The sequence below is a fragment of the Pedobacter sp. Hv1 genome (genome assembly GCF_001412215.1).
GTDB lineage: Bacteria > Bacteroidota > Bacteroidia > Sphingobacteriales > Sphingobacteriaceae > Pedobacter.
This window is the reverse complement of record NZ_LLWP01000012.1, coordinates 174,034-188,561: the sequence shown is the minus strand read 5'-3', so window position 1 is coordinate 188,561 and position 14,528 is coordinate 174,034. Positions and strand designations below refer to the sequence as shown.

At 37.6% G+C, this 14,528-nt stretch carries 11 protein-coding genes and 1 tRNA gene; 5 read left to right on the top strand and 7 right to left on the bottom strand.

The window, feature by feature from the left end:
* Positions 1-82: 82 nt before the first annotated feature.
* Positions 83-736 carry a VOC family protein gene (locus AQF98_RS21005; RefSeq protein WP_055133934.1) on the bottom strand — a complete coding sequence of 218 codons (654 nt, stop codon included), beginning with the start codon at positions 734-736 and terminating at the stop codon, positions 83-85.
* Positions 737-928: 192 nt separating this feature from the next.
* On the opposite strand from AQF98_RS21005, the gene AQF98_RS21000 reads away from it, so the two are divergent.
* On the top strand, positions 929-1,558 hold the full coding sequence (locus AQF98_RS21000) for a DNA-3-methyladenine glycosylase (RefSeq protein ID WP_055133933.1): 630 nt from the start codon (positions 929-931) through the stop codon (positions 1,556-1,558).
* A 13-nt stretch (positions 1,559-1,571) separates the two neighbouring features.
* On the opposite strand, the gene AQF98_RS20995 is transcribed toward AQF98_RS21000, so the two are convergent.
* Positions 1,572-2,444 (bottom strand): DUF5694 domain-containing protein, encoded by an 873-nt coding sequence (locus tag AQF98_RS20995; protein ID WP_055133932.1) that lies wholly within the window; start codon positions 2,442-2,444, stop codon positions 1,572-1,574.
* A 160-nt stretch (positions 2,445-2,604) separates the two neighbouring features.
* Here AQF98_RS20995 and AQF98_RS20990 point away from each other — a divergent pair, with 160 nt between their 5' ends.
* Positions 2,605-4,245 carry an alpha/beta fold hydrolase gene (locus tag AQF98_RS20990; RefSeq protein WP_055133931.1) on the top strand — a complete coding sequence of 547 codons (1,641 nt, stop codon included), beginning with the start codon at positions 2,605-2,607 and terminating at the stop codon, positions 4,243-4,245.
* Positions 4,246-4,430: 185 nt separating this feature from the next.
* Entirely contained in the window at positions 4,431-4,961 is a 531-nt protein-coding gene (locus AQF98_RS20985) for an outer membrane beta-barrel protein (protein WP_055133930.1), read from the top strand.
* Positions 4,962-5,147: 186 nt separating this feature from the next.
* Here AQF98_RS20985 and AQF98_RS20980 read toward each other — a convergent pair whose 3' ends face one another.
* The 3 genes from AQF98_RS20980 to metG form a co-directional block, all read right to left on the bottom strand.
* Complete coding sequence (locus AQF98_RS20980) at positions 5,148-5,687, bottom strand: hypothetical protein (RefSeq protein ID WP_055133929.1); 540 nt, start codon at positions 5,685-5,687, stop codon at positions 5,148-5,150.
* Between the two features lie 200 nt (positions 5,688-5,887).
* Positions 5,888-5,959: transfer RNA gene (locus AQF98_RS20975), tRNA-Arg, on the bottom strand.
* Between the two features lie 113 nt (positions 5,960-6,072).
* Positions 6,073-8,181, bottom strand: coding sequence for a methionine--tRNA ligase (gene metG / locus AQF98_RS20970; RefSeq protein ID WP_082435215.1), 2,109 nt, complete (start codon positions 8,179-8,181; stop codon positions 6,073-6,075).
* A gap of 39 nt (positions 8,182-8,220) precedes the next feature.
* On the opposite strand from metG, the gene AQF98_RS20965 reads away from it, so the two are divergent.
* Positions 8,221-9,120, top strand: coding sequence for an LD-carboxypeptidase (locus AQF98_RS20965; RefSeq protein ID WP_055133927.1), 900 nt, complete (start codon positions 8,221-8,223; stop codon positions 9,118-9,120).
* A gap of 2 nt (positions 9,121-9,122) precedes the next feature.
* Entirely contained in the window at positions 9,123-9,530 is a 408-nt protein-coding gene (locus tag AQF98_RS20960; protein WP_055133926.1) for a DoxX family protein, read from the top strand.
* Positions 9,531-9,703: 173 nt separating this feature from the next.
* Here the strand turns inward: AQF98_RS20960 and AQF98_RS20955 are convergent, their stop codons facing one another.
* A complete protein-coding gene (locus AQF98_RS20955) occupies positions 9,704-11,212 on the bottom strand; it encodes a hypothetical protein (protein ID WP_055133925.1) in 1,509 nt (502 codons plus the stop codon).
* 23 nt (positions 11,213-11,235) lie between these two features.
* Complete coding sequence (locus AQF98_RS20950) at positions 11,236-14,313, bottom strand: SusC/RagA family TonB-linked outer membrane protein (protein ID WP_055133924.1); 3,078 nt, start codon at positions 14,311-14,313, stop codon at positions 11,236-11,238.
* Positions 14,314-14,528 lie beyond the last annotated feature (215 nt).

Below are 14,528 nucleotides of genomic sequence, written 5' to 3'. Positions count from 1 at the left end.
CAAGTTGAACAAATAATACTCGGTTAGCAGTAATACTAACCGAGTAGAGCGCAATTTAGGCAGACCAGTTCGTTTTTATGTTTTAGACAAGGAGATCTTCGATTTTTAAAGAAGCGTTTTTAAAGATGACCGACTGTAGGCCAACGGCATCTTTTACCAAAATCACCTTACTTCTATCAATAGCCAAAAGTGCCAACAACGGTTGGTCTAATTGATCCTCGCCTACTACAATGCTTTCTATTTTGGTAATTTGATTTGGATGGATAATTTGATGAGGTCTTGGATTTGGCACATAGGCCGACATGATAAAAGGGAAATAGATATCTTTTGGGAAGATCAAGCTCCATTTTAACTTTCTGCCATTTACATCAATTCGCTTTGCCCTTTTATACATTAAAAAAGGAATATGGTGTTGTTTCAATATGCTTCGCTGATAGTTTAAACTAGCTGTTTCTGTTTCAACAGACCACTCGCACCAACCATGTTGTACGTTTCTCCATTTTTCCATGCGTTGCAACATGGCACTGTAGCCAAACAGTTTCATTAACAATTTTGCAGAATTAGGTAATTCTACACCTTTGTATATTTCTATAAAAATGCCTTCTTCAAACCAAATAAAAGCATTGTATGCCTTTTTTGGGGCAGTTCCATATTCAACCGTAAAACCTGCTGCAATCAATTGCGCTACTGCTTTGTGCAAATCGTTTACCCTAAAGAGTACATGGCTTAGTTTCATGATTGTGGCCTTAAATAATGTTGAATAGATTGGATATACTTCATAACGACAAGTTTCTTATTTAGAATGATTACAAATAACTAGATTTTTTTAGAACTATACAAGAGCAAGGCATGGCGAATAATAGAATTAACTTATATTCATGTCTCATTAGTTTATAGCTACGATGAATCTTAACTATTGAGTACTATCATGTTCGAGCAATTTACACCAAGCAATTACCATCAAATTTGCGACTCTCTCGGTTTACAAGATGAGGATCTGAAAAGTGTATTTACCAAATATGGTTATCCACCTCTGTGGACTAGACCCAATACTTTTGAAAGCTTGGTACACATCATTTTAGAGCAACAGGTCTCTTTGGCTTCGGCATTGGCTACTTTAAACAAACTTCGCGACAAGCTAAAAGATATTACACCAGAAGGCCTTTTGCTTTTAAGTGACGAAGAGTTGAGGGCTTGTTATTTCAGTAAACAGAAAACAATTTACGCCAGACACTTGGCACAGGCCCTTGTTAAAGGAGAACTCGATCTAGCAGCATTAGAGACCTTATCTAATGATGAAATTAGGCAAACATTAAGTCAGCTCAAAGGCATTGGCAATTGGACCATTGATGTGTATTTGATGTTTGTGCTACAACGCACCGACCTCTTCCCTATTGGGGATTTAGCTGCTGTAAATGCCTTAAAACAATTGAAAAGATTACCCACAAGCACCAGTAGGGAAGAACTATTGGCTATTGCCGAAACTTGGAAACCGCACAGAACGGTAGCCACCATGTTGCTTTGGCATTATTACTTGTCTACCAGAGGGAAGAAATAGAAGATTTCTATACCTATTCCTTTAAATATTTATCTACATCTTCGAGTTTAAATTCAGGGCTTGCAGCAAATAGTGTTTGAAGAAAGTACATGTGTGTGGCCCCGTAGATCACCAAAATTCGTTCATCTTTACGGTCAACTACACGTTGAATATTTGAATAGATGCGTAAATTTCGGTTAAAATAACGGGTAATAAAACCATCAGCTCCTATTGGCTCTAGGTTAGTACCGCGTTTGGTGGTAATTAACCACCTGCCAATTGGCCTAGCTCGCATTTCTGGCGAATTTAGAAACCTAAGGTATTGCTGTGTGGTACTTTTATAGGCTAAGGTATCATCGTAGGCACTCTCTTCATCGTAACGTTTCTCCCAATACGCATAAGAGGTATCGGTTTGGTTCTTGTATTTTTCAAAGGTCAGCACCGAATCTTTAGGGCTCAACTGGAAGCGAAAAGCTTGCGCATCTACTGGATATAATGTTTTAAGTCCGAGCTGTTTTGCCAAACGAAAGCCGATCTGAATGGTTTCATTTGCCATAAAGGTAGGGTTTGCCACCAGTTTCCCATTGAGATAGGCCTGATATAGCGAATCGTACTTGGCCTGATACTTAGGTTGGGCCTCGAACACAATTTTTGTAGGTTTAAATTTAGCCAAATCATCAACAAGGCGTTTAACCTGCTGTTGTCGCTCGGCTGAAAGCATGTCTATCCGAAGTTCATTGGGCGTAGTATTGACATCTACCTGCTCACCTGCAAAATGGAATACGCCTAACAATAAAACCGTGGGTTTCATTTGATCATCCCCAAAGATTTTGTTTACTTTTTGGATAGGATTTTGCCCAAAGCTACTCAAGGGTAACAAGCACAAGGCGTAAAGGAGTTTTCTCATCTCATTGTCGTTTAACAAGAGACACTAATGAAATTTAAACGTTGCACCTATTTCAAGTGTTTAAAGCTCAAAATAACAAATGAGAATTATTTGCACAAAGCACAATCGTTTTGCAACCATTAAAGAAATCTATCGTCTTTCCAATAAATAATTGAACAACATGCGTAAATTTTTGTATTCGATCCTATTCGTGATCGCCGGATCAGGCATCAAGGCCCAAACTACATTTGAAGGAAGTGTAAAGAACAAAGACAATGATTTTATCCCCTATTGCTCCATAGGCATCAAAAACACCAAGATTGGTACCATCACCAATGAGAAAGGCGCCTACAAATTTTTAATTCCCGATAGTTTAAAAGACAAAGAAATTGTTTTCAGTTCCGTAGGTTATTTCGACAAAATCGTTTCAGCAAATGAGCTCAAAAGAAATAGCCACATTATTTTAGATGATAAAGCAACAGCACTACAAGAAGTAGTAATCAGTGCTAAAAAATTGAAAGAAAAAATAATAGGGCAAAAATCACGTCCGTTTCTCACTTTTTCCAAAATGTTCGATAAAAATGTGCCGACCATAGAACAAGGTAATATTTTTGAAATCTACCAAAAAACAAGATTGGAATCTTATAATTTCTACATCATACCGAGTTCAAAATATGCACAGATTACCTTAAAGCTGAATATCTACAGCCTAAAAAATGACCGACCAGACAAATCGTTGTTAAAGGAAAATATCATTTATAAAACCAGCAGTATTGGCTGGCAAAATATCAACCTGTCCAATTATAAATTGTTATTTAATGGTTTAGATCAAATTGCCATCACCTTACAATTAGTCGAGTATAAACCACTAGCAGATACTGAATTCGTATTTGGTGTTTCGGCAAAAAAAACACTTTCTAAAAACCTATTGTTCAGATACCAAAGCCAGGGAAATTGGGAAGCCTACGAGGGCAGTTTTATCTCGAATATCAACATTAGTTATAGTAAAGATCCGGGAGAAAAAGAAATTGTTGAAGCAAAAGAGGCGGAAGCCCAAAATGATCCAAACACCAAAACATTTGTTGAGGTTTATAAAAACAGGGAAAAAGCTCAAAAAACAATGTATGGCAAAAACAAAGAAGGGAAATATATGGAGCTGCAAGATGCCAAAATATATTATGAAACCTACGGAAAAGGGGAGCCTTTAATTCTGCTACATGGCAACAATGGTAGTATTGCCGACTTCTATCAACAAATCCCCTTTTTCTCTAAATATTATCGAGTAATTGCCATAGATACACGTGGGCAAGGAAGAAGTACAGATTTAAGCACAAATGAATATAGTTATCAGCAATTTGCTGCCGACCTATTTAAACTCACTCAACATTTGAAACTCGACAAGATCAATATTTTGGGTTGGAGTGATGGTGGCAATACAGGGTTGATCTTTAATGCCGAACACCCAGAGTTAGTAAATAAGCTGATTACCATTGGCGCCAATCTTAATCCAAATGGTGTTGAAGAAGATTTGATCAACACATTTAAACAACAACTCTCGGCCAATACAACTGGAACCAATCAAAGGTTGATCAGGCTCATGTTAAACCAGCCAAATATTACGACTGAACAATTAAATCATATCAACAATCCCGTATTGGTTATGGCAGGGAACAATGATGTAATTAAGGAAGCACATACCAAATCTATTCAAGCTGCTATTCGAAATGCAACACTGCAAATCATTCCAAATGCAAGTCATTATGTGCCTTTTGAACAACCCGAAAAGCTAAATGAATTGGTATTAAAATTCTTGGGGAAGTAACCCCAAAGTATGTTAAAAGATAAAAGTAAGGGTGTAATTGAAGCTCATTTCATCCTTACTTGAATTGAGATACCTGATTGATAACTTTGGACTGGTTAAAACACTATTGATAAGATGAACTAATACTTCTACCTTAGTAATTAGTTTTTTGTCAACAGCTTGCGTAAAATTAAAGCCTTAAGATCATGAGAAGAAAACTACTACTTATTGTTGCATTATTAAGCTTAAGTTTCGGGTCATTTGCACAAAGTGGCAAAAACTATCTACAAGTTTCAGCACAGTTATCCAGACCCACTTCGGCATTATTAGAAGTAACCAACGTTGGATATGGTGGCGCACTCAAATGGATGCATGGTTTTGGGGATAGCAACCAACAAGCGACCTTAGAGATGGGCTACAATCGTTTCCCCGTTAAAGGCCTCACTTCTGGTGTAGAAGCACATTATGCCGCAATTCCAATCTATTTGGGCTATAGATATCTTGCCAATAAGGTTTCCTTAGAGGCTCAGGCTGGCACTTCGATCAACAGAATAATAGGAAGAAACAGTATGTTGTCTGTTAGCGAAACCAAACTTAACTTAGGTATTGGCCTAGGTTTGGGTTATATCATGAAAAACTTTGAAATTGGAGCCCGGTATCAGATCACTGACCCTAGAGGTACACAAGATGACCCCACTTTTTTAGGCATACGTCTGGCCTACAATATTTCTTTGTAACACATCCTTATTTAGATAAGAATTTTATTTAATGATAAAGAACAAAAGGGAAACGCTTAAAAAGCATTTCCCAATTTGTGTGGTCTTAAAGGCACCGATTTCAAACTCTTTTTTAGAAGATTTGCAGGTGGTCATAAACATTCTGGGTCATGAAAGATGACTTTAAATATCTTGCCGACACAGATTTCAAACTTTTTTATTGAGTTTAAAGTTCATTACAATGGTTATCATATCGTTAATATCCTTCTCACTTTTAATGTAAGCCCAAAAATTAGCAGGCATAGAGCGTTCTTGATTTGGTTCCCAAATTGTAATTATCAGTTGATCTTTATCACCTTCCTTGCGCAAGCCTATGTAAGTTTTATACCCATTATAGGTTCCAACAGTAAAATATGAAGAATTACGGGTATTCCGATCAGTTATATGAGTACCTGCCATATAACCAATGTCATAAAATATTTTGAAATCTCCCGAACTTAATTCACCCATATCTGAATCTATTGTTCCAGTTCTTTTATTTTTGAATTGTGAAGGTACTGATACGCTAGCACTACCTAGATCTATAATTTTCAGATTAGTATCTAATCCTGTCTTCTGGCTAGAATATTTTTTTAATTGCTCTTTAAGGCTTGTTTCTATATTCTGACCGTTAACGTATTGCGTGCATAATATTAGCGCAAAAAGTAGTACTGTTGATATCTTTTTAAATGTGCGTTTTTTAGACATTAGTTTTGGATTGTTTCTAAGTTAAAAGTAATCAATATAAGCTATATGATATATAGATGCCACATAAGGTTCGATTCCATATATAAGAATAGTACTATAATTCTTGCATTTTTAGTAGAAAAATATGGGAAAGCGTAAATAGAGAATCAAAGAAATCCACGAATTTTAAGGAAAATTTCGTGGATTTCGGTTAAATTTTGTGGTCCCGACGAGAATCGAACTCATATCTAAAGTTTAGGAAACTTCTATTCTATCCGTTGAACTACGGGACCAATATTTTACAAAGAGCTGGCTTCAAACCTTAGCTAAGCGCACAAATATAGAAATATCTGCGATTATGACTAAAAAATTCGACCATTAATCATATTTCGCCAAATTAAGGTTCTTATTTAATGATACTCCCGTTGTCGAATTGACCTGTAGGTGCCACAAAAATAAGCTTACCCTCTGCGTTTTCGGCCATTAAAATCATGCCTTGCGAAACAATGCCTTTGATTTCTCTTGGCGCCAAGTTCACCAAAAGACTTACCTGTTGCCCTATTATATTTTCTGGTTGATAGTGCTCTGCAATACCCGAAACTACCGTACGCTCATCTAATCCTGTTTGTAAAGTTAGTTTCAATAGTTTTTTGGTTTTCTCTACTTTTTCTGCCGCTATAATGGTAGCTACACGAATATCCATCGCTCCAAATTGATCAAACTGGATATTTTCTTTAGCTGGCGTAACCGTAGCACTGGCTTGCGCATTTGCGGCCTTGCTATTGTTCAATTTATCGATTTGTGCTTGTACTTCTTCGTCTTCAATTTTGCTAAACAACAATTCAGGTTCGTTTAACTGATGTCCACGTTTTAACAAATGGATAGAACCAGCATCTTCCCACATGTGGCCACCATAATTTAACATTTTCATCAACTTATCTGCTGTAAATGGCAAAAATGGCTCAATTAAGATCTCTATGTTTGCCGCAATTTGTAAACTGATATTCAAAATTGTTCTCACACGGTCTTCGTCGGTTTTAATTACCTTCCAAGGTTCGGTTTCTGCCAGGTATTTATTACCCAAACGAGCTACGTTCATTACTTCGCCCAAAGCCTCTCTAAAACGATAGTTTTCTATCGAGGCACTGATCTTTGCCGGATAGGCTTTCAGTTCGTCTATCACCGCTTGATCTTGCTCAGTAAGCTCCATTAAGGTAGGCACCTTGCCTTCAAAATACTTATGGGTTAATACGGTTACCCTATTGATAAAATTACCCAAGATAGCCACTAGCTCGTTATTGTTACGAGCCTGAAAATCTTTCCAAGTAAAGTCGTTGTCTTTAGTTTCTGGTGCTGTTGCTGTTAATACATAGCGCAACACATCTTGTTTGTTCGGGAACTCTAACAAATACTCATTTAACCAAACCGCCCAGTTCTTAGATGTTGAAATCTTATTCCCTTCCAAATTCAAGAATTCATTGGCTGGCACGTTATCGGCTAAGATATAGCCCCCATGCGCCATGAGCATTGCAGGGAAAATGATACAGTGGAAAACGATATTGTCTTTACCAATAAAGTGTACCAATTTGGTCTCTTCGTCTTTCCAATAGGTTTCCCAGTCGCATTTATCAGCATCTAATTGGTTAATGTAATATTCTTCGGCCTTTGGGTTCCAAACATCAAGTTTTGCATAGTTACAAAGCTCTTTTGTAGCCGAGATGTAACCAATTGGCGCATCAAACCATACATACAATACCTTTCCATCAGCTCCCTTAATGGGTACTTTTACGCCCCAATCAAGGTCACGCGTCATGGCTCTTGGCTGTAGCCCTGCGTTTAACCAGCTTTGGCATTGACCATACACATTTGGTCGCCATTCTTTGTGGCTTTCGATATAGGCTCTTAATTTGTCTTCGTACTTATCTAATGGTAAAAACCAGTTTTTGGTTTCCCTACGTACTGGAGGTTCGCCAGATAAGGTAGATTTTGGATTGATCAGGTCAGTTGCATTTAAAGTACTGCCACAATTTTCGCATTGGTCGCCATAAGCGTTCTCGTTACCACATTTAGGGCATGTACCCGTAATGTAACGGTCTGCTAAAAATGTTTGTGCCTTTTCATCGTAATACTGCTCTGTAATCTCTTCAGTAAATACGCCATCTTTATACAGCTTTTCAAAAAAGTCTTCGGCTGTTTGGTGGTGTGTTAAGGATGACGTACGGTGATAAATATCAAAAGAAACCCCAAACTCTTTAAAAGAATCGCCAATAATTTTATGGTATTTATCTACTACTTCTTGTGGTGTAATGCCTTCTTTTTTAGCCTTTAAAGTAATGGGCACACCATTCTCATCAGAGCCACAAATAAACTTTACATCTCTTTTATTCGAGCGCAAATAACGCACATAGGTATCTGCAGGCAAATAAACTCCTGCCAAGTGACCAATATGCACCGGACCATTGGTGTAAGGCAAAGCTGCCGTTACGGTATATCTTTTAATTTTACTGTTATCCAAAACTATTTATTTATTTTGCCAAAGATAAGTGTTTTAACTATGATTAAACAGCCACCGTATTTAAAAAAAGGCGACAAAATTGCAATTGTTTGTCCTGCCAAGAAATTACCTAAACCTATTGATGCTGCAATTGAGACTTTAAAAGCCTGGGGGTTGGAGGTTGTTCTTGGTCAAACCCTTACTAGTACCTATCATCAGTTTGCGGGCACAGATGAGCTGAGAGCTGCAGATCTGCAACACTATTTGGATGATCCTAGCATCAAGGCCATTATTGCTGCCCGTGGTGGTTATGGCACTATTCGCATTATTGACCGCTTAGATTTTAGCGCTTTTGAACAAAACCCAAAATGGTTGATTGGTTTTAGCGACATTACCATCTTGTTGTCGCATGCTTTAGCAACATTAAATACCCAGAGCATACATGGGCAAATGCCTTATACTTTTGATAGCAGTACCCCCGAAGCTTTAGATAGCTTAAGAAAAGCATTGTTTGGGGAGGAGATCAGCTATACGTATCAAAGTGAGTTCACAAATTGTGAAGGTACAGCCGAGGGCATATTAATTGGTGGTAATTTGAGTTTGTTAATTGCCGTTGAGGGTTCTGTTTCTGAAATGGATTACGAAGGCAAGATCCTCTTTTTAGAAGATGTTGGCGAGCATGAATATTCGATAGATAGAATGATGCGATTATTGAAAAGAAATGGCAAACTTGCTCAACTTAAAGGCCTAATTGTAGGTGCTTTTAATGAGATTAGCGAAGAAACCATTCCATTTGGGCAAACACCCGAAGAAATCATTCTCGAACTGGTTAAGGACTATGGTTATCCAGTCTGTTTTAATTTCCCAACGGGGCATATAGACGACAATAGAGCTATGATATTAGGCAAAAATGTATCTTTACAAGTAGCAAAACACAATGTTCAATTTAAGTTTTTATAACAATGGCAATATTAGATAGTTTAGGCAAATACCGTAATACCGGTTTATTAATTTTGAGAGTTGGCTTAGGCGCAATGTTTATGGTACACGGTTTCCCGAAAATTTCTGGAGGCGTTGAAGGATGGACCGGTCTTGGTGGCAGCATGAAAGTAATCGGCATTGATTTTCTTCCTGTTTTTTGGGGCTTTATGGCCGCAGCTACAGAAACCTTTGGCGGCTTTTTATTGGTTTTGGGTTTATTTTTCCGTCCAGCAAATATCTTATTGGTATTTACAATGATCATTGCTGCGTTGGTACATTTTGGCAAAGGCGATGGTTTAAGTGGAGCATCACATGCCATTGAACTGGGCATTGTTTGTTTTGGACTGATCTTTATTGGGCCCGGTAAATACAGTATTGATAAGAAATAATCTTTGGCATAAAATGCTTTAAACATTCATCTACAGACTAACAGCCCAATACATTTGAGCTCTTTTCTTGTTTGTACAATTGATGACCATTACATTACCTTCTGTCATCAATACCACATAAAAAGGCCCCAACAAATTACATGAATTTATTGGGGCCTAATTAAATTAAAATATTATCTCCAACCCGAGTTTGAAGTATTTATTCCATCAGCCTTGGCGGTTGTACCAAAGGTGTAGAATGGTGAAGGAGCAGAAATTGTTTCCAGTGTTTTGGCTGGCAATGGCATATTCAAAGGCGTTCCTTTTTGTAAGAAATCTAATTTTCTCATTTCATAAAACGCAAGATTTGCACCTGTTGCTACCATTTCAACCATGCGCTCTTGGTGGATCGCTTTCGTCAAATCAGCAGCAACAGCACCTACTGGAGCTAATTGGCCTCTAGTTACACGAGTACTTGCATTCACAATCGCTGCAGCACCGCCTAGATCTTGAGCTGTACCATAAATTCTTGATTCGGCTCTTAACATGTCATTTTCCGCTTTCATCACTTCTGGCTTAGTTCCAGCCCAAAGATCTTGGATGTATATTGGATCATAACGTTTACTTCTATAGTTAGAGAAGTGATAATATCCCCTCGCAGCTATAAATGAATTCGATGGCAAGTAAGCATAGTCACTTAGCAATCTTTTATCTGGTGGATTAACTGATGCCGGCGGAGCTGGGAAAGTTGGTGTATCATCCCAGTGTGCTGGTTGTGCAGGATCCATTAAATGGATTACATACATATCTGTACGGCCCCAAGTATCGTTTCCTTGGCCTCCATAATAAGCACAATTATCACCAATTTTAACATCATCCATCACCACGTTAAAGTCAGTAGTGATCCCAGCATCTGCATAGGTTTTAACTTTTGGCCAGTTAACCGCAGCTAGTTGAGTTTTATTTCTTGGCAAATAAGCCATAATTCTGGCAGCATAAGTATTACATAACCTTGCAAATTGCACGTTAGACATGCTTGCATCGGTACTTAACCATGCGGCTGGAATTGTAAAGGTATTGGCGTTAGAAATTGCAATTGCTTCGTCTAGGTTCTTTAATGCAGCAGCTGCCAAGTCGGTAAAAGGTACCGCATCTGTTAATTTACCTTCCGAACCTACATTCTCATCAACCACAAAACCACGGTCAAAAACCAAAGCAATATTACCATGGCCCATTCCCATAATAAATCTTGCAAAGGCCAATGTAGCTTTTGCACCCGGGGTTGAAGCAGGGAAAGATGTACCAGAATTAACTGATTTTGCAATTAAGGAAGCAGTAACAACTGCTGAATACTGACCATCAAAAAAGTTTTTGGTCTGTGTATTGTAGCTGTAAGCAGCGGTATTGTTCCAAGCAAAATCACGAGGCTCCCAAGACATGTCTCGCATACCAAAGTTACCATACGAACAAGTTGTTTGATCTGAGGCCGTGCCCAACATCATTTGAACCCCTCCTTCTGAGTGGCTATTGTTAAAGATGGTTGTAAATAACCCACCTGTTATACCAGCAACGTTTGTTCCACTAGCATATACATCGTCGAAATCTGGATTGTTTAGATTTGGAACAACCAAATTACTTTTCTTACACGCATTGCTTAGTAACAATACAAACGTAAGAATTGTAAATATTTTTATTTTTTTCATTGTCTTAAATTTTAAATTAGTTCTTAAAAATCAAATGCAAGTGAGAAGCCATAAGATCTATAGTTAGGGTATTTATTGATACCATCATAAGGCTGAGATACAGAACCAACTTCAGGATCATAACCTGAATAACCAGTAATGGTAAATAAGTTACGGCCTATTACTTTAGCAGTTACTCCTTTAAATACACCATTAAACGTATTGCTCAATAGTTTTTTAGGCAATGAATAACTGATAGCTACCTCTCTAAATTTCAAGTAACTGGCATCTTCTACCCAGAAATCATTCACTGTATTCACCTCATAGAAATTTAAATAATACTCGGCTGTTTTTTTCTGTCCATCAGGCTTTCCACTTTGGTCAACAATACCGTTTCTTAAATCTCTGGTACTCCATTGTGCTTTAGAGTTATAGATGTCTCCACCTTGTTTCCAGTCTAACAAGAAGTATAAGCTGAAGTTTTTATATTTAAAAGTATTAGAAAAACCAATGTTGAAATCGGCATTACCATCACCTATCTTTCCGTACCAGTTGTTACCTGTAGCATCTTTTAACAAGATTGCTTTTTCATTAATTGTACCATCTGTTCCTTTGTCAATTACAAAACCATCAGAGTTAACGGTATAGTCATTAATGGTTTTACCAGAAGGAAGTTGTTTGCTCATCACATCAAGCGATTTTACAAAAGAGTGTCCATACATGGCACCATAAGTTTCTCCTGCTTTGATGTAGAACATCTGCTGACCTCCACCATCTGTAGCTCCGTATAAATATGGCGCTCTAGTGATTGATACGATTTTTTGACGAACACGTGTAAACACTAAATTTGCAGTCCAACTTAAGTTAGCGTTGTTAACCACATCAGCGGCTAAACTTGCCTCTAATGTTTTAGTATTCACCGTTCCACCATTAATGTAGCTATTGCTATTTCCTTGGTTGGTAATTGGGAACACGTCAATGTTTTCAAACTGATCAACAGTGGTCGAATTTGCGAATGCACCATCAAATCTGAATTTCTTTAAGAAGTTAATGTTTAAGCCAATCTCTGTTTCTTTTGTTTTAGATGGCTTTAACAGTGGGTTACCTTTTTGTTGGGCATTTGCAACCCCGTTATTTAAAGTGTAATAGAAGTATTGCCAGTTGTATCCAGGGCGGATACCTGCAATACCATAAGCTCCTCTAATTTTAAATTCATCAATGCCTGGAATTTTAAAATCTTGGCTAAGACGATAAGCTGCTGAAATACGGTAATAAGGGTTCCAACGTGCATCAGCTCCAAATAAAGATGATCCATCATAACGGAACATACCGTCAATTAGATACCTGTCTTTATAATCCAAACCTAAAATTGCAAAGTAGTTTTCTGCTTTTTCAACTTCTTGGTAAGAACTAGAGTTGGTTGTGGTAAAGTTGTTCAACTGCTCAACACCAGCATAGGCAAAACCTGAACCTGATGAACTTCCTGAATCATATTGTCTATTTTCATATAGATATGATAACTTACCATTGATGTTTAAGTCTTTTAATTTAGTGCTAAAGTTTAAAGTAGCTTGTGTATTCTGGTTATTTGTTTTAGAATTATTAAGATTTAAACTTCCACCTGTATAGGCATTGTTTGTTCCCCAAGTATCAATTGGGTTAACTGATCTATAATCACTATTGTTGATCTCGATGGTATGAGACACATCTGCATTTAACCAATTAGTGAATTTAATATTTGCAGCATAGGTACCCAACCAAGAGGTATTCTTGGTTCTGTTTTTGTTTTTATAGTTACCATACAATGGGTTTACCTGCTCACCACTAAACTGGTTGATACGTAGGTAATAAGGCTGTCCATCTGAAAAAGATTGGAAAAGATCTGCATCTGGTTCTGCAATAACTGCAGTCCAAAAACCTCCAGACGATGAATTTGCCGTATTGATAAATAAGTTAGAGGTACTTACCTTTAACCATCTAGACAACTGATAATCTGCATTGAAACGGAAGTTTTGTCTTCTGTAGCCAGGTGCTTCAAATACTACCCCTTTTTGCTTGTTGTTTTCAAATGAGGCAAAAATATTGCTCCTTTCACCTCTATTGGCAATAGCTGCATAATTGGTGTAGTTTGTTCCTGTTTTAAATAGCTTATCTTGTTGATCTATTACAACACCAAAGTCATTGTCTGCATAGTGATCTGTATCATAACCACGTGAGCCAGTAATGCCAGCATTAAAACCAGCACCTCTATAACCTGCCGGATAAGTTACACCATTATATCTGGTGTACTGTCCTACAAAGCTTCCTGCATCGGCAGCAAGCTTATATGGATGGTGGGTTGCCAAATCTAATTTTTTACCAAGTTCAGAAAGAGTAGCTTCATTACGCACCGTAATTGATGTACCATTAATGGCTAGGTTTTTTCCTCTTTTTGTAACAATGGCCAATACTCCATTACCTGCTCTTGAACCATAAAGTGATGCAGCTGCTGCACCTTTAACGATTTCCATCGACTCTACGTCATCTGCGTTAATTGAGCTTAGATCTCCAGTGTAAATTGCTCCATCTATTAAAATGAGCGGGCCAGATCCAACACCTGGTAAATTGTTATTACCCCTTAATTGAATTGTAGATGAACTACCTGGTGCACCACTAGATTGACTAGCTCTAACACCTTCTACTTTACCCACAAGCGCATTACCAATTGAACTTGCAGTTACTGCATTCAATCTGTCTTCACCTATTTTGGTAACAGAAACGGTTAGTTTTTCTCTTGTTGTTGCACCTGCAACACCCGAAACGATTACCTCTCCTAAGGTTTTCGAATCGCTTACTAGATTAACGTTTACTACATTACTACTGGTAATTGCGGCTTCTAAAGGCACAAATCCGATGTAAGAGAAGAGTAGTGTTTTTCCATTTGCTGGAACTTTTAGGGAGAATTTTCCATCTGGACCAGATGTGATACCTACACCAGGTACCTCTTTTACTTTTACGGTTACTCCTGGAATTGGTAATCCGTCTTCACTTGACTTCACGGTGCCCGTAACGGTGCGCTCTTGCGCAAACGCATTAATAGACACGGCGAACAAGATGAAGAAACTTAGTACAAGTTTTTTCATGTTCTTTAATTTTAGATTAGTTTTTAGTTAACTAAATGTAACAACTTTTTTTCGCAAGAAACAATACCCCATGACAATTTTTTAGATTTTTGTTCGTATATGGGCGTTTTATTTTAAGCTTTTATTAATCAGAGACTTATAAAAACGGGGTTTTTTACTTTTATTAATGCTGAAAAAAAATTGCAGGAAAATTTTAAAAAAAAGAGAAAAGTAGC

Coding starts and splice junctions, on each gene's coding strand:
- AQF98_RS21005 (WP_055133934.1), bottom strand. CDS start 736: ATGAAACTAAGCCATGTACTCTTTAGGGTAAACGATTTGCACAAAGCA.
- AQF98_RS21000 (WP_055133933.1), top strand. CDS start 929: ATGTTCGAGCAATTTACACCAAGCAATTACCATCAAATTTGCGACTCT.
- AQF98_RS20995 (WP_055133932.1), bottom strand. CDS start 2,444: ATGAGAAAACTCCTTTACGCCTTGTGCTTGTTACCCTTGAGTAGCTTT.
- AQF98_RS20990 (WP_055133931.1), top strand. CDS start 2,605: ATGCGTAAATTTTTGTATTCGATCCTATTCGTGATCGCCGGATCAGGC.
- AQF98_RS20985 (WP_055133930.1), top strand. CDS start 4,431: ATGAGAAGAAAACTACTACTTATTGTTGCATTATTAAGCTTAAGTTTC.
- AQF98_RS20980 (WP_055133929.1), bottom strand. CDS start 5,687: ATGTCTAAAAAACGCACATTTAAAAAGATATCAACAGTACTACTTTTT.
- AQF98_RS20965 (WP_055133927.1), top strand. CDS start 8,221: ATGATTAAACAGCCACCGTATTTAAAAAAAGGCGACAAAATTGCAATT.
- AQF98_RS20960 (WP_055133926.1), top strand. CDS start 9,123: ATGGCAATATTAGATAGTTTAGGCAAATACCGTAATACCGGTTTATTA.
- AQF98_RS20955 (WP_055133925.1), bottom strand. CDS start 11,212: ATGAAAAAAATAAAAATATTTACAATTCTTACGTTTGTATTGTTACTA.
- AQF98_RS20950 (WP_055133924.1), bottom strand. CDS start 14,313: ATGAAAAAACTTGTACTAAGTTTCTTCATCTTGTTCGCCGTGTCTATT.